At 60.8% G+C, this 23,976-nt stretch carries 23 protein-coding genes and 1 tRNA gene; 12 read left to right on the top strand and 12 right to left on the bottom strand.

What is annotated here, in order from left to right; genetic code table 11:
* Window positions 1-65: 65 nt before the first annotated feature.
* The 6 genes from GWL_RS06905 to kdsB form a co-directional block, all read right to left on the bottom strand.
* Window positions 66-1,436, bottom strand: coding sequence for a capsular polysaccharide biosynthesis protein (locus GWL_RS06905; RefSeq protein ID WP_008328072.1), 1,371 nt, complete (start codon window positions 1,434-1,436; stop codon window positions 66-68).
* 11 nt (window positions 1,437-1,447) lie between these two features.
* A complete protein-coding gene (locus tag GWL_RS06910) occupies window positions 1,448-2,242 on the bottom strand; it encodes a glycosyltransferase family 2 protein (protein WP_008328073.1) in 795 nt (264 codons plus the stop codon).
* A gap of 23 nt (window positions 2,243-2,265) precedes the next feature.
* The gene (locus tag GWL_RS06915) at window positions 2,266-3,699 is read right to left on the bottom strand and encodes a lipopolysaccharide biosynthesis protein (RefSeq protein WP_008328075.1); all 1,434 of its coding nucleotides are present in this window, start codon (window positions 3,697-3,699) and stop codon (window positions 2,266-2,268) included.
* A gap of 49 nt (window positions 3,700-3,748) precedes the next feature.
* A complete protein-coding gene (kdsA, locus tag GWL_RS06920; protein ID WP_008328078.1) occupies window positions 3,749-4,588 on the bottom strand; it encodes a 3-deoxy-8-phosphooctulonate synthase in 840 nt (279 codons plus the stop codon).
* A gap of 90 nt (window positions 4,589-4,678) precedes the next feature.
* Complete coding sequence (locus GWL_RS06925; RefSeq protein WP_008328080.1) at window positions 4,679-5,626, bottom strand: SIS domain-containing protein; 948 nt, start codon at window positions 5,624-5,626, stop codon at window positions 4,679-4,681.
* Window positions 5,627-5,653: 27 nt separating this feature from the next.
* Complete coding sequence (gene kdsB / locus GWL_RS22930; protein WP_008328081.1) at window positions 5,654-6,934, bottom strand: 3-deoxy-manno-octulosonate cytidylyltransferase; 1,281 nt, start codon at window positions 6,932-6,934, stop codon at window positions 5,654-5,656.
* A 120-nt stretch (window positions 6,935-7,054) separates the two neighbouring features.
* Between kdsB and GWL_RS06935 the strand changes: the two genes are divergently transcribed.
* Both GWL_RS06935 and GWL_RS06940 read left to right on the top strand, forming a co-directional pair.
* Window positions 7,055-7,300: a hypothetical protein gene (locus GWL_RS06935; protein ID WP_034350222.1), complete on the top strand. Its 246-nt coding sequence runs from the start codon at window positions 7,055-7,057 to the stop codon at window positions 7,298-7,300.
* A 371-nt stretch (window positions 7,301-7,671) separates the two neighbouring features.
* On the top strand, window positions 7,672-8,202 hold the full coding sequence (locus tag GWL_RS06940) for a serine O-acetyltransferase (RefSeq protein WP_008328084.1): 531 nt from the start codon (window positions 7,672-7,674) through the stop codon (window positions 8,200-8,202).
* 172 nt (window positions 8,203-8,374) lie between these two features.
* Here GWL_RS06940 and GWL_RS06945 read toward each other — a convergent pair whose 3' ends face one another.
* Together GWL_RS06945 and GWL_RS06950 are read right to left on the bottom strand one after the other, a co-directional pair.
* Window positions 8,375-8,920 (bottom strand): FxDxF family PEP-CTERM protein, encoded by a 546-nt coding sequence (locus GWL_RS06945; RefSeq protein ID WP_008328086.1) that lies wholly within the window; start codon window positions 8,918-8,920, stop codon window positions 8,375-8,377.
* Window positions 8,921-9,638: 718 nt separating this feature from the next.
* Window positions 9,639-10,793, bottom strand: a complete 1,155-nt coding sequence (locus GWL_RS06950; protein WP_034350571.1) for a glycerate kinase — start codon at window positions 10,791-10,793, stop codon at window positions 9,639-9,641.
* 696 nt (window positions 10,794-11,489) lie between these two features.
* Here GWL_RS06950 and GWL_RS06955 point away from each other — a divergent pair.
* Together GWL_RS06955 and GWL_RS06960 are read left to right on the top strand one after the other, a co-directional pair.
* The gene (locus GWL_RS06955) at window positions 11,490-12,383 is read left to right on the top strand and encodes a hypothetical protein (protein ID WP_237713532.1); all 894 of its coding nucleotides are present in this window, start codon (window positions 11,490-11,492) and stop codon (window positions 12,381-12,383) included.
* Between the two features lie 130 nt (window positions 12,384-12,513).
* Window positions 12,514-12,590: transfer RNA gene (locus GWL_RS06960), tRNA-Pro, on the top strand.
* A 270-nt stretch (window positions 12,591-12,860) separates the two neighbouring features.
* On the opposite strand, the gene GWL_RS06965 is transcribed toward GWL_RS06960, so the two are convergent.
* Window positions 12,861-13,112, bottom strand: a complete 252-nt coding sequence (locus tag GWL_RS06965) for a hypothetical protein (protein WP_034350224.1) — start codon at window positions 13,110-13,112, stop codon at window positions 12,861-12,863.
* A 405-nt stretch (window positions 13,113-13,517) separates the two neighbouring features.
* Window positions 13,518-14,597: an acyltransferase gene (locus GWL_RS06970; protein ID WP_081486041.1), complete on the bottom strand. Its 1,080-nt coding sequence runs from the start codon at window positions 14,595-14,597 to the stop codon at window positions 13,518-13,520.
* Window positions 14,598-14,869: 272 nt separating this feature from the next.
* Between GWL_RS06970 and GWL_RS06975 the strand changes: the two genes are divergently transcribed.
* Window positions 14,870-15,112, top strand: coding sequence for a hypothetical protein (locus tag GWL_RS06975; protein WP_034350226.1), 243 nt, complete (start codon window positions 14,870-14,872; stop codon window positions 15,110-15,112).
* Window positions 15,113-15,201: 89 nt separating this feature from the next.
* Here GWL_RS06975 and dmeF read toward each other — a convergent pair whose 3' ends face one another.
* Window positions 15,202-16,173 carry a CDF family Co(II)/Ni(II) efflux transporter DmeF gene (gene dmeF, locus GWL_RS06980; RefSeq protein ID WP_008328093.1) on the bottom strand — a complete coding sequence of 324 codons (972 nt, stop codon included), beginning with the start codon at window positions 16,171-16,173 and terminating at the stop codon, window positions 15,202-15,204.
* A gap of 16 nt (window positions 16,174-16,189) precedes the next feature.
* On the bottom strand, window positions 16,190-16,465 hold the full coding sequence (locus tag GWL_RS06985) for a metal/formaldehyde-sensitive transcriptional repressor (RefSeq protein ID WP_008328095.1): 276 nt from the start codon (window positions 16,463-16,465) through the stop codon (window positions 16,190-16,192).
* Window positions 16,466-16,712: 247 nt separating this feature from the next.
* Here GWL_RS06985 and GWL_RS06990 point away from each other — a divergent pair, with 247 nt between their 5' ends.
* The 7 genes from GWL_RS06990 (at window position 16,713) to flhB (ending at window position 23,974) form a co-directional block, all read left to right on the top strand.
* The gene (locus GWL_RS06990) at window positions 16,713-18,401 is read left to right on the top strand and encodes a methyl-accepting chemotaxis protein (RefSeq protein ID WP_237713533.1); all 1,689 of its coding nucleotides are present in this window, start codon (window positions 16,713-16,715) and stop codon (window positions 18,399-18,401) included.
* Between the two features lie 193 nt (window positions 18,402-18,594).
* On the top strand, window positions 18,595-19,467 hold the full coding sequence (locus tag GWL_RS06995) for a CheR family methyltransferase (RefSeq protein WP_008328105.1): 873 nt from the start codon (window positions 18,595-18,597) through the stop codon (window positions 19,465-19,467).
* Window positions 19,464-20,069: a chemoreceptor glutamine deamidase CheD gene (gene cheD, locus GWL_RS07000; RefSeq protein WP_008328106.1), complete on the top strand. Its 606-nt coding sequence runs from the start codon at window positions 19,464-19,466 to the stop codon at window positions 20,067-20,069. The genes GWL_RS06995 and cheD overlap by 4 nt, the downstream gene beginning before the upstream one ends.
* A gap of 69 nt (window positions 20,070-20,138) precedes the next feature.
* On the top strand, window positions 20,139-21,215 hold the full coding sequence (locus GWL_RS07005; RefSeq protein WP_034350229.1) for a chemotaxis response regulator protein-glutamate methylesterase: 1,077 nt from the start codon (window positions 20,139-20,141) through the stop codon (window positions 21,213-21,215).
* A gap of 175 nt (window positions 21,216-21,390) precedes the next feature.
* Window positions 21,391-21,786: a chemotaxis response regulator CheY gene (gene cheY / locus GWL_RS07010; RefSeq protein ID WP_006712751.1), complete on the top strand. Its 396-nt coding sequence runs from the start codon at window positions 21,391-21,393 to the stop codon at window positions 21,784-21,786.
* Window positions 21,779-22,438, top strand: coding sequence for a protein phosphatase CheZ (gene cheZ, locus GWL_RS07015; RefSeq protein WP_008328120.1), 660 nt, complete (start codon window positions 21,779-21,781; stop codon window positions 22,436-22,438). Before cheY ends, cheZ begins: the two co-directional genes overlap by 8 nt.
* Before the next feature lie 360 nt (window positions 22,439-22,798).
* Window positions 22,799-23,974 (top strand): flagellar biosynthesis protein FlhB, encoded by a 1,176-nt coding sequence (gene flhB, locus GWL_RS07020; protein ID WP_008328122.1) that lies wholly within the window; start codon window positions 22,799-22,801, stop codon window positions 23,972-23,974.
* Window positions 23,975-23,976 lie beyond the last annotated feature (2 nt).

Below are 23,976 nucleotides of genomic sequence, written 5' to 3' on the forward strand. Positions count from 1 at the left end.
AAGTCTCCATGAAAAAAGGAAGGAGAGCTTGAGGCTCTCCTTTTTTTATTGCCGGGGCCGCTGTCTCAGACGTTGCCAATGCGTTGATGCGACGTTGCGTGCGCCGTGATGGCTGCCTTGCGGCTGCGGGCGTGCAATGCCAGCAGTCTTTCTGCCAGCGCCGGTCCGGCCTGGAGGCAGGCGGGATGCTTCCAGGTGCCTTTGACGAAAAGAGTCCGGTCCAGGGCATCAAGAAAATCGTCGATACGTGCGGACATCTGCTCATCCACACCTGCTGCCGCGCGCTGCACGGTTGCATCGAGCTGGTCCAGGCGCTTGACCACGAAGGCGATCTCCGGTTTGGAGTAGAACGATTCACCCAGTACCACCGTCGGCTTCTTGCGGCGAATCGCTTGCAGGCCCACCGATGAATTGATGACGAAGACCATGGTGGCGCGATCCAGCAGGAGTTCGACGTCGAACTTGCGCAGCCACAGGACATCCGGATATTTCTGGCGCAACTGGCTGTAGTCGTAGCGGCCCAGGTCTTCAGGATGCTCCTTGACGATGATGGGGTAGTCCGGTCCGCAGGTGCGGCGGATCGCGGCATGGACGGTTTCGAAGAACTCTTCCACCGAGTGCACCAGCTTCGAATTGAGCAGCACCTGGGTATCGTCGTGCACCTGGAGCGGGATGAAGGCAAACTGCGTCGGCAGCGTAGCCTCATCGTTGGCGATGGCGGCGCGCTGGCGCTTGATCTTCCAGGTCTTGATCCGGCTGAAGCCCCGTTGCTCGGGATATTGCGCGTAGTAGGACAGGTTGGCGCGGTGCGCCAGCGCGATCGCAGCCAGTTGCGTACGGGTCAGGGGGCGCAGGTGCAAGGAGGGCGCCGCCTTCTCTGCCGCCACGGCAGCTGTTTGCGATCGCGCCTGTGCCAGCACCGCGTCGAAGTCCATGGAGGCCAGTGTGGCCGAAGCGTTGACCCCGCCCAGGTCGGCCTGCAAGGTGTTGGCGAAGTAGCCGTTCTCCAGATAGACCACGGTAATGCCACGGCGACGGCACAAGATGGTGATGATCTGTCCGATATGGTCCTGCCCGTTCCAGACCACGAACAGCTCGGGCTGTTGCTCGTCAAGGAAGCGATGTACATAGCGCGCCACCGTATTGACGCGACCATGCCATTCATTGAGGCTCCCGCCGTGCTTGGTCTGCATGAAGCCGACCATTTCCTTCACTTCGTCCGGGGAGAACAGGGTGCTGGCCTCCTCTTTGCTGCCATCGAGCGTTTCCAGATTGCGCGGGTAGAGCTGGTCGGTATTGGTGGCCAGCAGCTTGTGATCGTGGGGCAGGAAGTTCAGGTAGCGTACCTGATGACCATGGTGCTGCTCCAGGCAATTGCCGGTGCTGAGCATGAGCGGCACGAACATGTCGGCCAGGACGAAGATGGCGATTTTCATGGAGAGGTCGCTTAGTAATACTTGGAGTTGATGTCCGGTTTCTTGAAGCGTGCCTTGCACAGTCCCATCGCAACCCTGAAGCGATGTCCGGCCTTGGCCTTGTCACCGCGGAAGCAGATCGACCAGATCGACTTGAGCAGCCACGTCAGAATGGCCGGCAGCCCTTTGCGGCGGGTATCGACGAAGCTGGCCAAGGCCATTTCTTCATTGTATTTTTTCTTGTAGCTGAAATGCTTGTTGAGATAGTCGATCTGGCCGGTTTCGACGACGGTCAGGCTACCAGCCTTGATGGCCAGGAAGCGCTTGGTCCATTCCTGATCTTCCGAAGCGAATACCTCTTCCCGGAACGGCAATTCACGCAGCAAGGCCGTCGGCGCGAAGCTGCACGAATTGGTCAGTCCGTTGACGCCGGTGAAGCTGGCATTGTTCACCTGCCGCACCAGCCAGGCCTGGGACTTGTTGGATATGACCGACCCGACACGATCGCCCTTGCTGGCCAGCTCGGCGAAGAAGCGCTCCATGACGTCCTGCTCACGCAACATCACGTGGGAGGAAATGATCAGTACGTTCTCCAGCGTGGCAGCCTGTACCCCCAGGTTGATTGAGCGAGAGTAGTTGAAAGCTTGGCCCGATACATCCAGCCAGACATCTACCAGCGCACGCAGCGCCTCTGCCTGCCCCGGATCGGAGCCGCTATCGACGGCCATGATGGCCGTTGGCGGGCAGGTTTGCATGCGCAGGCAGCCAATGACTTCTTCGACCAGGGGAAGACTGTTGAACGTGCGGATCAGCGCAAGGTATTCCATAGGTTTTCTGTCGCCGGACGACTTCATTTTTTGAGGCGACGGAAGGCAAGCTGGATGAACTCGCCCGCTTCCCGCCGTTGGAAAAGTGCTACCGTGAGAGCCCAGAACAGGATGCCCCCGCCCACCAGCATGGCGAAGAGCAGATGGCCCGAATACTGCGGCAACTGCTTGCGGGCAAGCTGCAGCAACAGCGCCATGGCCAGTCCGCTGAGCGCCGATGGCATCAGGCTACTGAGGAAATCCCTAAACCTGATCGACAAGGCCTTGCCTGCCAGATAGAAGCCCGGTAGCGCCATCATGATGGCAGCCACCAGATAGGCTATCGCCAGGCCCCGGGCACCATCGATCCAAGCGCCGGTGACATAGGCGACGATGTGCAGTGGGGTACCCACCATGGACATGCGGAACAGCCAGTCGGATTTGCCCAGTGCCATCAGCACCGGGCTGGCGATGCTGGAAATGACCTGTACGTAGCCGACCATCGCAAGGAAGGTGAGGATGCCGCCCACCAGATACCACTTGGGACCCAGGAAGCTGTCGACGAACAGATCCGAGACGCCGGCCACGCCGAACATGATCGGGGCCGAAATGAACGAAACGAGTTTCAGGGAGCGTAGCGTCAGCGCGGCCATGTAGGGCTTGTCATCCTGTCGTCGGCTCATCACGGGGAACAGCGAGCGTACCGCGACCCAGGAAATGTTCTGGACCGGAAACAGCATGAGCTTGTAGGCCAGCGAATAGTTGCCCAGTACGGTGATGCCGAGCATCTTGCCAACGATGAAGCTGTCTGCATTGCGGAAGAGGTAGCTGGCCAACTGATGACCGGCCATGGAACCGCTGAACTTGAAGACGCCGCGCAGTGCCTCCCTGTCAAATACCGCCTTGGGACGGAAGGGCGAGAACCACCACATCAGCACCGTGGTGCAAGCCGCCATCAGCAGCGCCTGCGCGATCAGGCTCCATACCCCCAGGCCACGGTAGGCCAGCACCAGGGCGATCACCAGGGCCATCAACGAGGAGGCGGACTCAATTCCGGCGACCAGCCGGAAGCGCGAAACGCGTTCCAGCAGCGCCTGGTGCACGGTCGAACTGGCCGCAATCGGGAACGACAACGACAGTATCCACAGCACTTCGGTCAGACGTGGTTCGTGGAACGTTCCTGCCAGCAAGGGGGCAGTTGCTAACAGCAAAACCATCAGCAGAGTTCCGCCAGCCATGTTCAGCCAGAACACCGAGGAGGTATCGGCCTCGCTGATTTCGGCTTTCTGGATGATGGCCGCAGCGGTACCCATGTCGCGCAGCACGAAGGCCAGGTTGGTCGCCACCCCGGCCATGGCCATGAGACCATATTCGGAAGGGGCGATCAGCCGGGTCAACACAAACATGTTGACCAGCTGGGATACGATCTTGACGACCTGCGTCAGGGCAATCCAGCGGGCGTTGGCGGCGGCGCTCACGGGCGTCCTCGCAGTGCGGTCGGGTGCGTCTGGGGCGATGCGGCCATGCTCAATGCGTATCCAGCTCAGGCAGGCTCTTGACCAGGTCATCGACGGCCTTGACCTGTTCCAGGAACGCCTTGAGCTGCGACAGCCGCAATGCACTCGGACCATCGCACAAGGCCTTGGTCGGATCCGGGTGCGCCTCCAGGAACAGACCGGCCAGACCCAGTGCCATGCCGGCACGGGCCAGTTCGGTCACCTGGCCGCGACGGCCACCCGATGCGGCGGCACCGGATTCGCGCTGTTGCAGCGCGTGCGTCACATCAAAGATCACCGGCTTGTTGCCGCTGACCTGCTTCATCACGCCAAAGCCCAGCATGTCCACCACCAGGTTGTCATAGCCGAACTGCGCGCCACGGTCACACAGCATCACATTGGTGTTGCCGCCTTCTTCGAATTTCTCGACGATGTTCTTCATCTGCGGCGGGCTGACGAATTGCGGCTTCTTGATGTTGATGACCTTGCCGGTCTTGGCCAGTGCGATCACCAGGTCGGTCTGGCGCGCCAGGAAGGCGGGCAGCTGCAGCACGTCGCAGACGCTGGCCACTTCGGCGGCCTGGTAGGGCTCGTGCACGTCGGTCAGCACCGGCACGCCGTGGGCTTTCTTGACGGCTTCAAAGATCTTCAGGCCGGCTTCCAGACCGGGACCCCGGTAGCTCTTGATGGAAGAACGGTTGGCCTTGTCGAAGGACGCCTTGAAGACATAGGGAATGCCCAGTTCCTTGGTGATGCGCACGTATTCACCGCAGACATCCACGGCGAATTGTTCGGATTCCAGGACGTTGATGCCGCCGAAAAGGACGAAGGGCAGTTCGTTGCCAACCTGAATCTCATTGATCTTGATCATGTTCCGTTTCCTCATGCAGGAGGTTATTTTCAAATTCCGGCGCCTGTGCATCGGCGCCCGGAGGGGAGAATACGTGGTTTTGCGCCGCAATCACAGCCGCTTGGCATCCAGCAGCTTGAGTACGCCCACCACATGCTGCTGTTCGTTCAGCGCGACCAGGGCGGTGATGTTCAATTCCAGCATCTTGGCTTCGGCATCGACGAACATCTCGTTTTCCGACACGGTCTTGGGCGAGCTGTTCATCAGGTCGGCAGCGGTGATGTGATAGATGTCCTTGCGCGCGGCCAGGGCACGGCGCAAATCACCGTCGGTGATCACACCGCACAGCGCCTGGCGGTTGCCATCGGCGCTCACCAGCGCCATGCCCAGGCCGCCTTCGGTCATCTGGCTGATCACGTCGACGATGGCGGTATCGCGCATGACCCACGGCAACTGGGTGTGCATCACATCCTTGACGCGGGTGAGCAGGCGCTTGCCCAGGCTGCCACCGGGATGGAAACGGGCGAAGTCGTTGGGCTTGAAATCGCGCTTTTCGATCAGCGCCACGGCCAGCGCATCGCCCATCACCAGCGTGGCGGTAGTGGAAGTGGTGGGCGCCAGGTTGTTGGGGCAGGCTTCGCGCGGCACCGAGACATCCAGCACCACGTCGGCGTTCTTGCCCAGCGTGGAAGCGCGCTTGCCGACGATGGCGATGATGCGCAGTCCGAAATGCTTCAGGGAGGGGATCAGGCGGATGACCTCTTCGGTCTCGCCGCTGTAGGAGATCAGGATGGCCGTATCGGCCTCGGTGAACATGCCCAGGTCGCCGTGATAGGCCTCGCCCGGATGCACGAAGAAGGAGGACGTCCCCGTGGAGGCGAGGGTGGCCGCGATCTTGCTGCCGATGATGCCGGACTTGCCCATGCCGGAGACGATCACGCGCCCCCGGGTGTGGTACATCAAGTCGACGGCCTGCTCGAATTCATTGGCCAGGCGTTCGGCGATCATGTTCAAGGCTTGCGCCTGTTCGTGGAAGACCCGGATTCCGGTTGTTCTCATGCTGTGCTCACTTTGTTGTAGGGCTGTTCACTGCGTCATGCGGCTCATGGCCTGGGCATAACCAGCGACGCTGTCATAGATGGCAGAACGGTTCTGCGCGTTCAATACGCTGTCGGAAAATTCACGGAAGGCACCGTGGCCGCCGGCCTTGGCCAGCACCACGCGAGCGTGACGTTTGACGTAATCCGGTGCGTCACCCACGGCCACCGGCCAGCCGCAGGCGGCAAAGCCGGGCAGGTCGATGCTGTCGTCGCCGATCATGGCGGTGGCGTGCGGGCCGACCTGATAGTGCTCCATGATGGCCCGGCAAGCTGCTGCCTTGTCCTTGGCACCGAGGTGGAACACGGTAATGCCCAGGTCCGCCAGACGGCGGCGCAGGGTGGCCGAGTCGCGCCCGGAAATGACGGCGACGTTGACACCGGCTTCCTGCAGCATCTTGATGCCCATGCCATCGCGCACATGGAAACGCTTCAGACACTCGCCGCTGTCGTCGTACCAGATGCCGCCATCGGTAAGCACGCCATCGATGTCGGTGATGACCAGTCTGACATCGGCCAGGCTGCCGGCTTCGAGCGCCGGATCGGGCTGCCCGGACATGAGCGCGCGCACCCGCTCCAGGCAAGCCGGGGTATCGACGCCGGGAGCAGCGTGATCGACTTCGATCACCCGGATCTGCCAGCCGGCATCCATGATGCGCAGCTGTTCCAGCATCTCGGCACCTTCCAGTTCGCTCGGCGGCAGGCCGGGGAAGGCGGCCAGCAGTTCGGCGCGATAGGCGTAGACGCCAATGTGCTTGAAATAGCGCGTCCTGCCGGTGGACTCGCGTTCGAACGGGATACGGGCACGGCTGAAATACAGGGCGTCGCCGGCGCGATTGCGCACCACCTTGACGGTATTGGGGTTCTCGGCCTCGCTTGCACTGATCGGGTGGCACAGCGTGCCAGCTTGTACCTGTGGTGCTGTCAGCATGGCCTGGAGCAGGCTGCGCAGGTGGGCCGGATTGACCAGCGGCTCGTCGCCCTGGACGTTCAGATAAAGGTCTGCCGGATGATGCTGCATGACCTCGCGCAGACGGTCGGTGCCCGAAGGGTGATCGGGCGAGGTCAGCAGGGCCTTGCCACCAAAGGAGCTCACGGCCGCCACAATACGCTCATCATCGGTGGCCACCACCACATCGGCCAGTTCATCGATGCTTTTGACGCGCTCGTAGACGTGCTGGATCATGGGTTTGCCCAGGATGTCGGCCAGCGGTTTGCCCGGCAAGCGGCTGGAGCCGAATCGGGCGGGAATGACGGCGATACAGCGCATGGCGGGGCTCACGCGCAGATACCGCAATGCGCAGAGGCAATGCGGCCTGCCTGGGCAGCATCAAGCGCGCGACAAGGGGCAAGAAGACCAAGAGGAAGAAGAGGGCGAACCAGCGCGGCGATGAAGGCAATGCAGGTGATGCTCAGGAAGAGGGATGTCTCGGGCCAGTTCGATACCGTGGTCATGGAAGTGCTTTCAGATGAGAGGGAATGCCTTGCAGAAGCACCGGTCGCCGCCTTCATCGGGATTGCCGATGATGCCGCCCGGCCACCCGGATTCGATTGTTCAGGTCTCAGCCGCCTTCGCAACGACGCTCAAAGAACCCATGGGCCAAGCTCCCTGCATCGTTCTTCTGGTCCGGCGTGACGGCATTTGCTCTTATCATGAATCGAAGTCGGAGCCGCTTCCTCAGCGTGCCATCCCTGGGGTGCCACGGTGAGGAATTGTGATGCTTCGTGAAGCCAGCTGCACGGATCAGAAGCTGAACGAAAAGTTCCGTGACGATTTTCCGATCGGAAATTTTTCGCCGCAATTACTCGCAGTTGCTGGCTTGTTCGGCAAATTTATCATATTGTTGCGCTGCACAGTCGTCTTTTGACGCAAAAAACCGTTGTGAAACGCTGCGAAGTTTTTGTTGTCTGTATGTGAAGTTTTTGACCTTCATGATGACAAGGCGACAAGATCGCGGCTGATGCAGATAAAAGCTTGATCAATGACCGATTTTGAAAGGAACATGGATGTCGCAGGATCCTGACTGGAGGGCTGATCTGGAGCGCTACAACCTGCGCCGCCCGTTCTTGAAAGAACAATCGATCTGGGCCATCTGGGTCTATCGCTGGGGGCGGCGCATCGAGGCCCGACCGGCCGGATGGGTGCGCAAGTTGCACAATGTGTTTTATTGGCCGGTATTTCGCCTCACTGAAACCGCATTCGGCATCAGCCTGCCGCGGGGTGCCAGGATTGGCCCCGGACTGCGGATCTGGCACTTCGGCAATATCTTCGTCAATGAACAGGCGGTCATCGGTGCACGTTGCACGCTGCGGCAGGGGGTGACCATCGGCAATCGCCATGCGGACGGGCCTTCGCCGGTCATTGGCGATGATGTCGAACTGGGGGCCTATGCCCAGGTGCTCGGGGGGATTCATCTCGGAGATGGTTGCAAGATCGGGGCAATGTCGGTGGTATTGCACGACGTTCCCGCCGGAGCCACGGCAGTGGGGGCGCCCGCCAGGATCGTGGCAATGCCGTCGGCGGATTCGCCGGCATAAGCGGTTTTTGGAATAAAGCTTCACCTGTCCGCAAGGGGGGGGCAATTGTGCAGGGGCAGTGGCTGCACATCCGGTAGCGCTACGCTGCCGGTCCCGCCTCGATATCGCAGACGTAAAAAAGCCCGAGCACTTTGTGCCCGGGCTTTTTTATTCATATCGGCCGAATGGCGGCTCAGGCGGCAGTCATGCCCATGGGCATCGACAGCTTCTGTTCGCCACGGCGACGACGCCACGCCATCATGCCCACGAAGACCAGGCCGCCCAGCATCATGGCGGTGGTGGAGACTTCGGGGACCGACGAGGTCAGGGTCAGGTTGCCGCCGTAGGTGCCCTTGCCGGTGATGTTGAGCGAGTAGTTGCCGGCGCTCAGGCGCGAGGCGTCCACGCTGAAGGTGATGATGGTGTTCTTGCCCGCCGTGGAGCTCGATGACACGCCCGTGGCGATGGTCGCGTTGGTGGTGGTGTTGACCAGGTTATAGCTGGTCAGGCCGCCGCCATTGGTGGAAACGAAGGTCGCCGTCACCGCCGACGAGATGTCGGTCAGGCTGGAGATGGTGAAGGTGTAGCTATCGGTAAAAGACTGGTTGGCCAGGTACTTGGGCGAGCTGATGGACGCGGTGCCACCGGTGGTGTCCAGTACGAAGGAGGTAGCGTGGGCCGCAGTGCCGGCCATCGACAGTGCCAGGGCAACTGCGGAAGTGGCGAGAAGTTTTTTCATGGGATCAATCCTTAAGTTTGTAACTATGTGTAATGAGGATTGCGCGTGGCGCTCTCCATTCAAAAGCAGATCAACTCACTTTGCTGCCGGATTGCCCTCGGACACTTGCGTCGTGGCCAATCTTTTTGTTGTCTGAAATCAATTGATTCCTGACAAATTCTGACGGATGTTACAAAAAATGTGCTGATGTCGGAACTATAACATTCTGACCCCAGCTGAGCAATGAAGTTTGGGCTGAAAATTCACTTTTCCTGATTTTTTTCATCGGCCGGAAACCCGCTCCAGTAAAGGATTTCAACAATTTCTGCCGGGCACTAGTGCAGAATTGTGCACTGCGGAAACTAAGAAATCCGTGTGGCAATTATTTTGTTCTATTGACAACGATTTTAGCAGATTTAGTTAATTAAATAACATCTAAAATTGCATTTTAAATAATGTCTAAATGAAAACTAAATAGAGACGATCTTTACCAGTGGCAGGATTGCCAGAATGACATCCAAATTGCATTGAGAGAGGCGGGGGGTTGTTTTATTGATAAAGCATCCGTACGTCGATTTCTCCGCTGGCATTCAGCGCAGAAGAGCGGGCTTGGATCGTCGGGCCGGAAGATGCGAACGCATTCCCGATGGAGGCAGGGAGCGTTGAGGTGAGGAGGGGAGGTGGACGGTACCGGGGCAGACCGGTCGGTCTGCCCCGGTACCGTCAGAGCGGCTCAAGCTTATTGGTCGGCGCTGGCGTGCCACAGGCGCGCCAGTTGTTCGCCGCTGTCCTTGAGCAGGTCAGGCGCCTGTGCAATGGCCTCTTGCAGGCTCATGGGACCGAAGGCAATCGAAAAGCAGCCGGAGAAGCTGGTCTGCAGTTTTTCCAGTGACTTGCGGTCGATCCCGCCGGAGAGCAGAGTCGTTGGAACTCCGGCGCGGCGCGCCCGCTGGCTGGCAATGAAGGGGGCCTTGCCGTGCAGGGTTTGGGCGTCGCTGCGGCCTTCGCCGGTAATGAGCCAGTCTGCACCGGCCAGGGCCTGATCCAGTCCGATGTGGTCGGCCACCGTCTCTGCACCTGAGCGGAATTGCGCGCCCAGCATCAGCAAGGCGTAGCCCAGGCCGCCTGCAGCCCCGGCACCCGGCCGCGTGGCCGCCTGGTGGCCCAGTGCAGCCTCCAGCACGCGGGCGAAATGGGCGAGGGCGCGGTCGATCACGGGCACCTGTTCCGGCTGTACGCCTTTTTGCGGACCAAACACGGCGGTCGCACCTTCTTCACCGCAGAGGGGATTGTCGACATCCGACATGGCCACGAATTGCGCCTGCTTCACCCGCGGATCCAGCAAGGAAGCATCTACCCGGGCAATGCGCTGCAGCTGTGCCGGAACCGGAGGCACAGGCTCGCCGGCAGCATCCAGGAATTTCACGCCGAGCGCTGCCAGCAAGCCGGCGCCACCATCATTGGTGCTGCTCCCGCCCAGGGCCACCAGGAAATGACGGGCACCGCGATCGAGCAGGCTGAGGATGGCATCCCCCACCCCCAGGGTGGTGCGCTCATCGACGGGCAGCGCGGTGCCGGCCGCATCGGTCAAGCCGACGATGGCCGCCGATTCCACGACTGCACTGCCATTGTTGAGGATGCCTACTGGTGCCATGAAGGGTTCTCCCGCCGCATTGCGGCAGGTTACGGTCAGGCGCTCGCCACCGGCGTGCATGAGCGCATCCAGGGTGCCTTCGCCGCCATCGGCAATCGGGCATAGCCGGACCTCGGCATCAGGGATGGCGCGCTTGATGCCCGCGCCGATGGCGGCGGCCACCTCTTGAGCCGAGAGTGAACCTTTGAACGAATCGGGAGCGATGACAACAACGGGGGCGCGGTGGGAGGAGGCTGGCATGGTCATGTTGAGCGGCTTGTTCTGAAGCGCGGCACCGTGCAGGGCAAGGCGCGCGGAGGTCTCGTTTTATGATGGCGCCGCACTGGCGTGCGGCATGGCTTGTTGCTGCGCCATTATATAAGTTGCGTGATCCTGCATTATGGTTGCGCGGGTATAGGCAGTAAAAACACCTGGTGACGTCCATTTGCCTGCCGACATGTTCATATACCGACAGGTAGAGCGCGTAACAAAGGGTAAGCGTGATGGCTGCGCCGGGGCCGCTGGGCGATAGTGTCACGTTGGCGCTGCAGCGCCTGAGGAGCCATTCATATGAAGCATCTTTCGCGTCTTGCGCTCTTGTCGTGTGCATTGCCGACGGTTCTGCTGCTCGGTGGTTGTGTGGCAGTCCCTGCAAGCCCGTACAGCGGTGCGGCGGTTTATCCGGCGCAGCCGGTCTATTCTCCTTATTACGGCTATCCCGCTTATCCTGCCTACCCGGCTTACAGTTATCCCTCTTCGTCCTTCTATTTTGGTTACAGCAGTGGTTGGGGTGGTCACCGACGCTGGCGTTAGGGAGGGCGAGGTGCTTGTTCGCAATGTTGTCCGGTTCCCATGACAAAACCGGCTAAAATGGCGCCTTTGCCGATGGGCATGCAGGACAGGGCAAGAGCGGGACGAGGCGCATGGGGCGCTCGTATCCGAGCTCTGCGGCACTGATTGCAGGCCGTTGCGCCGCAGCCGTCTTCACACCGTATGAGTTTTTCCGTTTCGTCGACCCGAACAGAGGTGATTTCCCGATCGCGGCGCCGCACTGCGCTGGGCATTGCCTCGTCGGTGCTGGTCCACGCAGCACTGTTCATGTTCGTGCGCGCCAAGCTGAATGAAGCGCCCCCGAGATTTGATGCGCCCGGCCGACCGGATGCGCCATTGCAGGTCACGTTCGTCAGGCCTGCGGCTCCGGTGGTCCAGCCTGAGCCTCCCAAGCCTGTGCCGGAGCCGAAAAAGCCCGAGCCGGTCCACAAGAAGCCGGTTTCCAGGCCGGCTCCGCGCCACAGCGCGCCAGCGGTGCGCCGTTCTGTGCCGCAGCGTACGCCGCTGCCGGTGACGCAGGCGCCCAGCAGTCAAGCCGCGGCGGCGCCTGCAGCACCGGCGGAAGACTTCATGACGTCGATCAACCGCAATCGTCAGAAGCGCGAGGAGGCGGAGCAGGCCGCTGCCCAGGAAAATGCAGCCGCGCGGGCGGCGGAAAACCCGTCTGCCAACGATATTGCACGTGCCAACATCGCCTTCCAGGATCGGCGTGGTCGCGGCACCAATGGCGTTTTCCAGATCATCAGCATGGGCCCGCGCGTGGCGCAATACAGCTTCCGTGGCTGGACGACCGACCAGCGGCGCAGCCAGAACCAGTTGATCGAGGTGGACGCCGGTTTTGGCGGCAACGTGCAGCTGGCGGTGGTCAACAGCATGATCGCGTTGATCCGTCGGTACTATCAGGGTGATTTCAATTTCGATTCACAGAAGCTGGGGCGGGTGGTGACCTTGTCGGCCAGACTGGAAGATACCAAGGGCTTGCAGAATTTCCTGCTCAACGAATTCTTTGGCGAGCGGTGAGTATTTGAGTCTTGTGGAAGGGGAGAGCGTGCGGACAGATGCGCGCGAGTCCTCCCGATAAATGATTAAAAATGTTTTCCAGAAACAGTTGATTTAATAACACAGACGCTCTATAATCTTTGTCTTCAGTCGGGGCGTAGCGCAGCCTGGTAGCGTACTTGCATGGGGTGCAAGGGGTCGTGTGTTCGAATCACACCGTCCCGACCAACAGATGAAATGGCGTCAGCAATATCGGCGCACAAAAAAGCGGCATCACGAATTTCGTGGTGCCGCTTTTTATTTGGACTTACTCTTGATTGCTTGTCGCTGCGTTTTGGGGATGCTTGGCGCGAACGTATCTTGGCGGAAGACGTAAGTCTTGAGCGCAGCGCGCCTAGCGCCAATCGATGTGTTTTGCAAAGTTTGGGAAACTGAGCAATCAGCTTCACCCAGGAGCATTTACGTAGTTCGATGAAAGGTCAAATGGTGCCGCACACATCACCTTTGGGCATCAAACCAAAGGGCTACGAGAAGTGCTCCAAGCGCTGCTATCGAATTTCCAGCCAGCATTCCTAGGATGAAAATTTCTTCAGCAAGATCAAATTCTTGGGATAGCAAAGTGCAGCCCGTCACGCCCGTTAAAATGAATGCTACCCCGAGCTTTGGATGGGTATTCATCCTTTCCCTAAGAATGAGTTTGTTCTCCTGGGTTTCCTGAACTGCAGGTCCCTGCTCCTCACGCGTGTTCATATTCTGTTGCCCCTAATCTACTCCGTCCCCGAGTGCCCGCAGTTGTGCTTGGCCGCGCAATATTACTTGCAAATTGATTAACTGTCAGTTAATTGTCAGATTGTGACGACAAATGCACTGCCAGTTGAAGAGTCTTGACGGAGGAGGTCGTGATGGGGCCTGACAAGCTCAGAGTGGCGAGAAAGAAGCCCGTGCCAAGACTAGGTGCTGCATCTCTGTTCTCACCTGGAAAACTAAGGTGCGTCAGCAATTGGCACACAGGAGGGCGACGCAACGAATTTCCTTAGTCGCTTTTGTTTCTGGCTATCGATGGCGCGTGGTCGTGGATGATCTCGCGGTCTGCTTCTGGCAGAAGAATGGCTGCCTCAAAGATCAGACCGTCCAAGCCTCGGCTTGCCGCGCTGCTTATTTCAACTGCCCGCTGGTCGCAGATGCCGAAAATGCCCGTCCTCGTTCTCCGATGACCTTGCGAACGGGCGCGTCATAGAAGTAATGCAGCACCCATGCGATCCCGATCAGGAGGGCAAGAAACATGATCCCAGCCCACGGGGCAAATTCGGACACCTGGCGACCGCTCGCGAAGATCGGGAAGGTGTGTCTGATCAGTTCGGCCAGTGGACTATGGACGATGTAGATCGGATAGGAAATCACGCCGAGGAACTGGCAGATCCGAGCCAGACTGCCCGATGGCTGGTACCGCATTCCCGCATAGACCAGGAGCGGGAAGATGAGGCACACCGCCACCACATCGTAGAAGGGGACAATACCAGCGGAGGGTGATGCCATCAGCGTCAAGGTCACCGCGATAATGGCCAGGCCCGCTCTGCCATTGCCGAGCACGGCGCGATGGTTGACGCGTACAAGCCAGCGGTACAGCAGAACGCCCGCCGCAAAGGAAAATCCCACACGTAACAGGCTGACATGGTAAGTGCGTCGATGGAAGCCGGCGTCCAGGCTATGTTGTGAAGACATGGCCACAAAAAGAATCATTCCGGCCAAGCAAGTCAGCATCAGTGCCGCCAAGGCGCGGTCGTTGAGCCGGCGCACTTTCCAGCCATAGATGAAGTTGGCGATCATTTCCGAGGACAGCGACCAGGCCGGGCCATTCAGTGGAAAGAGCAGGCTGGAGTACAGTGCTGGCAGCATGAGCAGGCCCGCCATGGCCGCAATCGGCAGTTTCCCCTGGAAGGCTGACAAACCGGTCAGTACCGCCAAGATGCCGATGCAGATTCCGAGAAAGTACAGCGGATAGAGCCGTAGCAGGCGAATCCACATGAACCGGGGCAGATTCATGTCAGTCTTGAGGCGCTGCTCATAGGAGCGCGCCACCACTGCGCCACTGAGCAAAAAGAAAAGATCGACGGCCAGATAGCTTGAAAAGAACGGGTTGTCACCGAAATACGCAGTGGTATGACGGAGAACCACGAGAATGGCAGCAATGCCCCGGAAACCGTCCAGGGTGAGGAAGTGATCTTTGTGGGTCATGCTCAGCTCGCGGTTCTTGTTCAATTGCCCTGACTTGACTGCGCGGCGCTGAGCCGGGCGTCGAAGCTGCTGGCAATTTGAGCAATGCTGGCCGAGTAGTTCCCTGATGAGCTCGAGTATATTTTTACGGCGTTGCTTGACGCGTTACACAAACACACAATTTGGCGTCCTCTGCCGAATGCTTGAGCTCGTTACCTGATCACCACCCCCCAAGTGGTTCCGGCGCCTTCGGGCGCCGGCCCTTTCCGCCAAACAAAATCAGGAGCAAGCCCATGAAATCCCTCGTATTGATACCGGCGTTGGCCGCGGCCTTCGGCCTGAGCGGCTGCGTCGTGGCCCCGCCCACGGTGCGGCCGGCCTATGTGGCCGAGCCGGCTTACGTGGCACCGCCCGGCGTAGTGTACGTGCAGCCCACCTATGCCTCGCCCGGTCCCGGCTGGGTCTGGGAATATCACGCCCACTATGGCTGGGGCTGGCATCATCCGCGCTACGGCTGGCATCGCGGCTGGCGCTGAACCTGAGCCCAACGGATGGGCCAGACGCAACAACAGCGGCCTCGGCCGCTGTTTTTTCTTGATCCCTCCCGGCACCCGGTGCCACCTGTTTATCGGGCTTGATGCAGTTCCAGTGTCAGGTGGCGCAGCTCGGTCACGGTCGCCAGTTTCTGGCGCAGTTGCGCCTCCGTCATGACCTGCCTGGCCGATACGCTGACAATGGCCGCCCGCGCCGCAGGACCGATGCGCCAGACATGCAGGTCCTCGATCTGCACCGGTGCATCAGCCAGCGCCCGCTCGATCCGCGTCGCCACCTGCGCATCGGTCACGTCCAGCAGCACCGCCGCACTGGAGCGCAACAGGCTCCACGACCAACGTGCAATCACCACCGCGCCCACCACCCCCATCAACGGATCCAGCCAGGTCCAGCCCAGATAGAGCCCCGCCAGCAGAGCGGCAATGGCCAGCACCGAAGTGAGGGCGTCGGCCACCACGTGCAGATAGGCCGAACGCAGGTTGTTGTCATGCCCTTCGTGATGATGGCCGTGATGATCGTGCCCATGCCCGTGGTGATCCTCGTGAGCGGGATGTGCATGCGCCGCTTCATGGGCATGCGCATGATCGTGCCCATGCCCCTCCATCAGCAACAGGGCACTGACGATGTTGACGATCAGGCCGACGACCGCAATCTGAATCGCCTCGCCAAAATCCACCACGCTGGGAGTGGCCAGTCGCCACAGCGATTCGCCGCCGATACCGATGGCGATGACCGCCAGTACCAGCGCCGAAGCAAATCCCGCCAGGTCGCCGACCTTGCCGGTGCCAAAGCTGAATCGCTCGTCGTGCGCATGCCGACGGGCAAACACGTAGGCGCCCGCGGCAATGGCCAGCGCCCCCGTGTGGGTAGCCATGTGGAAGCCGTCGGCCAGCAGGGCCATGGAGCCGGTCAGGTAGCCGACTGCGATTTCGGCCACCATCATCACCGCCGTCAGGGCGACCACCCACAGTGTGCGGCGGGTGTTGCGGTCATGGTTGGCGCCCAGATAGTTGTGGTCGTGGCGGTAAGTGGCGTGGCTGTTCATGCTGTCTCCTTTGATCTCATTTGGCATAGCGGCGGATCGCTTCCAGGAGCTCTTCCAGCCCCTGTTGGCGTTCTTCGTCGCTCAGACCCGATCGGGCCACGTGTTCGCGGGCATGCGATTCGATCAGTTCATCCATCAGGCCGTGCACGGCACCGCGAATGGCCGCCGCCAGGTGCAAGGTCCTGGCGCAGTCGGCTTGACCTTCCAGCGCGCGCTCCAGCGCCTGCAACTGACCACCGATGCGACGCACACGATTGAGCAGGGCATCCGTGTGCTGTGTCAGATGAGCCATATACCATACCCCCCTATCCTATAAAGTGGGGCGATTATAGTCGTACCGGAGAAAAAAGTGTTGGGTGCCTGGTGCGGGAGGTATCGGGCCTGTTGTGATGTGGCAATATGGGGATATGAAGATTTGTTCGTTCAGTTAGGCGTAAGCTGGCCGCTATAGCCTCTGGAAACTGCGGTGTATTTGGTCCGCACCCAAACCTGTGTGGGAACAGGTGAAGAAAAGCGGAAAAATCCGCGAGGAGACAAGAATGGGGAAGATCACGGAGACCGGTGCATCCGCCCGGACATGGAGCGGCGCATTGCCCTGGATGGCGGGCCTGGTGCTGGGCGGCGCAACGGCGCTGGCGCTGCATGCTGCCGGTGCGGCGCAGTGGCTGAGCGCGCCAGGCTGCAGCGGCGTAGCTGTCCTGCTGGGCCTGTTGGCGTTTTCGCTGGCGCAGCGGCGCGGGCAGACCGGGGATGGGCAACTGGTGGACAAGATCGGTGGGGAGATCGATCACATCATGATCGGGGCGGCCGAGACGTCCTTCTTCGTCGATACTATCAAGAGCAAGATCAGCAAGGACGTGGTCGCCGCCGATCGCATCACGGTCAGTGCCGAGCAGAACGCGACCACCACCGAACAGATTGCGGCCAATGCCGAGCGCGCCTCGGCCATTGCGGCTGAAGTCCGTACCGAAAGCGTCAGCGGCCGTTCCGAAGTCGACCGAGGGCTGGAGCAGATTGGGCAGGCGCGTACGGATGCCTTGTCGGCGTCGTCGATGATGGCGCAGTTGCAGGAAAAGTCGCGACGCATCCATGGCATCACCGAAGTGATCAGCGAGATTGCCGCCCGCACCAACCTGCTGGCCTTGAACGCGGCCATCGAAGCGGCCCGCGCCGGCGAGCAGGGGCGCGGGTTTGCCGTGGTGGCCGGGGAGGTGCGCCAGCTGGCCCAGCGCACCAAGGAAGCTACCGACGACATCGGCGTGATGGTGCGCGCCATCACCGAAGAAGCCGAGCGTGCCGCCACGGGCATGAATTCGCTCAGCAGCCGCGTGCTGGAGGCGGCGCAGAACGTGGAAAAGGTGCATGGGCTGCTCAACAGCATCGAACGTTCCGCCAGCCAGTCGCAGGAACAGATCGAGGAAATCGCGGTAGCCTCGCGCGAACACGTGCAGACTACCCAGGAGATCGCCGAGGCCATCACCGACATTCGCAACGGCATGCTGCAGACTGATCACGAACTGCCGCGCGTGGCGGCGTCGGCCATGCTGCTCTCGGAGCGGGCCGAGGCCGTGTTCGAGGCCATCATCGATGGCGGCGCGCGCAGCGGACACGACGCCATTCGTGTGGCAGCAAGCGGTGCCGCGCAGGCGGTGGGCAAGCTCTTCGAGGCCTCGATCCGGTCCGGTCAGATCAGCGAAGCAGCCCTGTTCGACCGCAGCTACAAGCCCATTCCCAACACCTCGCCACAAAAGCATTCCAGCCAGTTCGACGGTTTCACCGACCGCGTCCTGCCGGCGATCCAGGAAGCACTGCTGGCCAGCATGCCGCAACTGGCCTATGCGGGTGCCGTCGACAATAACGGTTACTTTCCAACCCACAACAAGAAGTTCTCCCAGCCCCTGACCGGCGACTACGACACCGACCTGGTCAACAACCGCACCAAGCGCATCTTCAGCGACCGTACCGGCAAGCGCTGCGGGGCCAACACCAGGCCCTTCCTGTTGCAGACCTATAGACGCGATACCGGCGAGGTGATGCACGACCTGTCGGTGCCGATCTACGTCAACGGCAAGCACTGGGGCGGGTTCCGGGTAGGGTATCGGTCCAGCCATACTCCGGCGCAGTCTTCCGCACCGGCCCCAGAGGCTGCGGCTCCGGTCAGCAAGGCCGCAGCACGCTCGTCGGGGAGTGGGCGTCCCGCGCGGCCGGTGAGGATTTCCAAGGTTTGAGAAGCCTATGCACGTCGGCCCCTGATTGACTTGCCGCAATAGGGGGGTAAAACCGTTTCATTTCCACGGCTGATTCGCTTGACCCCGCCAGACGGCTGATAGATTATGCGCCAAGGGGGTGTCCGTCCAGATAGGGCGGGCGATAGACAGCAAGCAGCGTCTCAAGGGGCGCTGCGCCAGGGAAGGAAAGACAGTGAAGCCGACGGTACCAGGCAAGGGCGAATCATCCGGCAAGGAGTTCGATTTCAACAGCCGTGATTTCGAGCGTGTGCGTGGCCTCATCTACCAGCGGGCCGGCATCGCGCTGGCCGACAGCAAGCAGGAAATGGTTTACAGCCGCCTGGCGCGGCGCCTGCGGGCCACCGGCATCACCTCCTTCCAGCAATACCTGGACATGCTGGAACGCACCCACGACTCCGACGAGTGGGAAGCCTTCACCAATGCGCTGACCACCAATCTGACCTCGTTCTTCCGCGAGGCGCATCACTTCCCGATCCTGGCCGATTTCCTCAAGACCCTGAAGGAACCCGCGACCATCTGGTGTTCGGCGGCCTCCACCGGAGAAGAGCCCTATACCATCGCCATGACCGCCTGCGAAGCCTATGGCTCGATGACGCCACCGGTACAGATCGTGGCCACCGACATCGATACCAATGTGCTGGCCACCGGCGCCAATGGCGTCTACCCCATGGAGCGCATCGAGAAGATGTCGCCCGAGCGGGTCAAGAAATTCTTCCTGCGCGGCAAGGGTAGCCATGAGGGCTACGTACGCGTGCGTCCTGAACTGCGCAAGCTGATTACCTTCAAGCAGCTCAATCTGCTGGGCGACGGCTGGCCCCTGAGCGGTCAGTTCGACGTGATCTTCTGCCGCAACGTGATGATCTATTTCGATAAACCGACCCAGAGCAAGATCCTGTCCCGATTCGTCCCCTTGATGAAGCCTCATGCCCTGCTGTTCGCCGGCCATTCGGAGAACTTCCTGTATGTCTCCGATGCCCTCAAGCTCAAGGGCAAGACGGTCTATGAACTCAATGCCACGCAGCGCGTCGCAAGGACCAAGCCATGAGCCAGGCCTCGGAGCAGATTGCCACCAATCTCTATTACGATCGCACCTTCGATTGCGATGCGGCTAAGATCTTGCCGGGCGAGTACTACTTCACCACCAAGGACATGATGATCGTCACCGTGCTGGGCTCCTGCGTGTCGGCCTGCATCCGTGATCGCGTCTCCGGCATCGGCGGCATGAACCACTTCATGCTGCCCGACGGCGGCGGCGACGACGGCAGCCCGGTCTCGGCCTCGGCACGTTACGGTACCTATGCCATGGAAGTGCTGATCAACGACGTGCTCAAGTCCGGCGCGCGACGCGAGAACCTGGAAGCCAAGGTATTTGGTGGCGGCAATGTGCTACGGGGCTTCTCGGCCATCAATGTGGGCGAGCGCAATGCCGAATTCGTGCGGCGCTACCTGAAAGCGGAAAACATCCGCGTGGTCGCGGAAGATCTCAACGACATCTATCCGCGCAAGGTCTATTTTTTCCCGCGGACCGGCAAGGTGCTGGTCAAGAAACTGAAACAGATGCACAACGACACGCTGGTCAATCGCGAAAAAGCCTACGCCAGCAAGCTGGTCACCAAGCCGGTCGGTGGCGAGGTGGATCTGTTCTGACGGGGTGGGGCGGGCACTGCCCGGCCGTAACCGGGACAACCTGCAATATTGAGTTTGAGTGACTGAGTGATGAAAATTAAAGTTCTTATCGTCGACGATTCGGCACTGATCCGCAGTGTCATGCGCGAAATCATCGGCAGCCAGCCGGACATGGAAGTGGTCGGCGTGGCGCCGGACCCGATCATTGCCCGCGAGCTGATCAAGCAGACCAATCCGGACGTGCTCACGCTGGACGTGGAAATGCCGCGCATGGATGGCCTGGATTTCCTGGAAAAGCTCATGCGTCTGCGCCCCATGCCGGTGGTGATGGTGTCTTCGCTGACCGAGCGCGGCTCCGAAATCACCCTGCGCGCGCTGGAGCTGGGGGCGATCGATTTCGTGACCAAGCCCAAGATCTCGATCCAGAGCGGCATGCAGGAGTATGCCGACATGATCGCCGAGAAGATCCGCGCCGCCGCCAAGGCGCGCGTACGCGCCCGTCCGTCGCGCGCGGCCGAGCAGGCCGCCACGCCCGGCGAGGCCTTGCCGCAGATTCGCAATCCGCTGACCAGTAGCGAAAAGTTGATCATCATTGGCGCCTCCACCGGCGGCACCGAAGCCATCAAGGAATTCCTGATCCGCATGCCCTCCGACTGCCCGGGTATCCTCATCACCCAGCACATGCCGGAGGGGTTTACGCGTTCCTTCGCCCAGCGTCTGAACAACCTGTGCAAGATCTCGGTGGTGGAGTCGGCCGGCAATGAACGCGTGCTGCCCGGCCATGCCTATATCGCACCGGGCCACTCGCACCTCAAGCTGGTGCGCAGCGGCGCCAACTACATGACCCAGCTCGATCAGGGACCGCCGGTGAACCGTCATCGCCCCTCGGTGGACGTGCTGTTCCAGTCGGCCGCCACCTGTGCCGGCAAGAATGCGGTGGGCGTGATCCTGACCGGCATGGGCAAGGATGGCGCCCAGGGCATGCTGGAGATGCGCAATGCCGGTGCCTACAACTTTGCCCAGGATGAAGCGTCCTGTGTGGTCTTCGGCATGCCGCGCGAAGCCATCGCCATCGGTGCCGCGCACGAAGTCCTGTCGCTGCAGGCCATGCCGGGCAGGGTGCTGGCGTGGCTGGCGGAACACGGAAGTCGCGCACTGCGCGTCTGAAGCGGGTTTCGGCGCGGATTGTTCTGCCGATTTTGTTTTGCTGCACTACAATGCGAGGCAGATGAGGGGCAGCACGGGCGCTCAGCCCGTGCTGAGGTGAAAAGAGGTATCGGTTCAAGTTGGCTCATGCACTTGCCGATAACCAAGAATTCAATTGTTCAGATGGAGTCTTAGCATGTCGGGTCCCAATACCAAGTTCTTAGTCGTCGACGATTTTTCGACCATGCGCCGCATCGTGCGCAACCTGCTCAAGGAATTGGGCTACACCAACGTGGATGAGGCCGAAGATGGCGTGCAGGCGTTGCAGAAGCTGCGCAGCGACCAGTTCGACTTCGTCGTCTCCGACTGGAACATGCCCAACATGGACGGCCTGACCATGCTGCAGGAAATCCGCAAGGATCCGGCCCTCTCCAAGCTGCCCGTGCTGATGGTGACCGCCGAAGCCAAGAAGGAGAACATCGTCGCCGCCGCCCAGGCCGGTGCCAACGGCTACGTGGTCAAGCCTTTCACCGCCGCCACGCTGGATGAAAAGCTGGGCAAGATCTTCGAAAAGATGGCCGCAGGTGGCTGAGGTGGACAACGCTGCCAATCCTGCCCGTACCGCTTCCGGCGAGGGTGCCGGGGTCAACGACGAGGTGCTGGTCCGCATCGGCCACATGACGCGCAACCTGCACGACAGCTTGCGCGGTCTGGGTTTTGACCGGCTTCTGGAGAAGGCCGCCAGCGACATGCCCGACGCGCGTGACCGCTTGGAATACGTGGCCCGCATGACCGAGCAGGCGGCCCAGCGCGTGCTCAATGCCACCGAACTGGCCAGTCCGCTGCAGGAGCGCATCAATGAGGGTGCCAGCGAACTCAAGGCGCAATGGGATGCAGCGGCCACCGGCAGCTTTGCCGAAGCCGATGTCCGCGCCCTGGCGGCAAAGACTTCGGCCTTCCTGGCCCAGACCAGCGAGGACAGCAGCCTCACCAAGCAGCAACTGCTGGACATCATGATGGCCCAGGACTTCCAGGATCTGACCGGCCAGGTCATCAAGCGCGTCACCAAGCTGGCGCATGACCTGGAGTCGCAACTGGTGCAACTGCTGGTGGACTATGCCCCGTCCGAGACCAAGCGCGAAGATACCGGCCTGCTCAACGGCCCGCAGATCGATCCGGCCGGCAAGGATGTCATCGCCAACCAGGGCCAGGTGGACGACCTGTTGGAGAGCCTGGGCTTCTGAAGTCGTTCTCTTCCTGCCGTTTTACCCGCAAACGCTCCGCGACTTGCCATTAAGGCAACTTCGGAGCGTTTTGTCTTGATGTGGCCTGTACGCCACGCGGGACCTGCCTTCCGGGCCGGGCAGGTGGCCGCGAGGGCCCGTCCGGCTTGACTTTCTTCATCTATTGCTGAACCGATACGCAGCGTTTTGTCGCAGGCAGACCCTTGGGTTTTTGCCTAGTCCGAAATGGGGCAGCTTTTCGCCCTTATTCCCCTGATGCTCGGGGCGCTTGCTCGCCAATAATCCTAGCCTATTGTTCTAGAAATCCGTCCAGCGCGTGCAGTGCTGGAGGAAAAGCGGTTTAGCAGGGGGATACGGCGGATGGCCGAAGACAGCGACATGGAGCGGACCGAACCCGCCACGGGCAAACGCATTGAGCGTGCCCGTGAGCAGGGGGATGTCCCGCGTTCGCGTGAATTGGCCACGACCTTGATGCTGCTGGTTGGTGGCAGCTGTGTCTGGCTCTTCAGTGGTTCGGTGGTCACCAGCCTGGATCGCGTGCTGGTGGCGACCATGAGTTTTGAGCGGGCGGCGGCTTTCGATCCGGTGGTGATGTTCGACATGCTCGCCGCGCACCTGCTGGATGTGGCCATCGCGCTCATTCCCATCGCCTTCATGATGGTGCTGGCGACCATCGCGGCCCCGCTGATGCTGGGGGGCTGGCTGTTCAATGTCGAGTCGCTGGCGCCCAAATTCAGCAAGCTCAACCCCATCAGCGGCCTGTCCAACATGTTTTCGGTCAATTCGCTGGTGGAACTGGGCAAGGCCGTGCTCAAGACTCTCTTGGTGGGAATCGTGGCCTGGATGGCCATTCGCAGCCAGCTCGATGCCGTGCTGGGGCTGGGGGTGGAGTCGCTCAAGACCGCCGGCGCGCATTCGGCGCAGTTGCTGTGGTTCAGCTTCATCACCATGGTCTCGGCGCTGATCCTCATCGCCGTGCTGGATGTGCCTTACCAGATCTGGAATTACGGTCGCAAGCTGCGCATGACGCGCGAAGAGGTCAAGCAGGAGCACAAGGAATCCGAAGGCGACCCGCACATCAAGGGCAAGATCCGCGCGATGCAGCGCGCCATGGCCCGTCGCCGCATGATGGCTGAAGTGCCCACTGCCGACGTGGTGGTCACCAACCCGACCCATTATGCGGTGGCGCTGAAGTACGCCGAAGGCAAGATGGGCGCGCCCAAGGTCGTGGCCAAAGGTGCCGATGACATCGCCGCCAAGATCCGCGAGCTGGCCCGCGAGCACAAGGTTCCGCTGCTGGAAGCGCCGCCCCTGGCGCGTGCGCTGCACACCCATACCGAGATCGGCGACGAGATCCCCGAGGCGCTCTACACCGCCGTGGCAGAAGTGCTGGCCTATGTGTTCCAGCTGCGTACCTATGGGCAGTTCGGCGGCAATCGTCCGGTCGAACCGACCGATCTGGCCGTGCCCAGAGAGCTCGATCCGGCGACCGCGCCCAAGAAACCGCGCGGACCCAAGAATAGAAACAGACGGTAACA

Origin of the sequence: Herbaspirillum sp. GW103, assembly GCF_000261365.1 — a bacterium.
Taxonomy (GTDB): Bacteria; Pseudomonadota; Gammaproteobacteria; order Burkholderiales; family Burkholderiaceae_D; genus Herbaspirillum.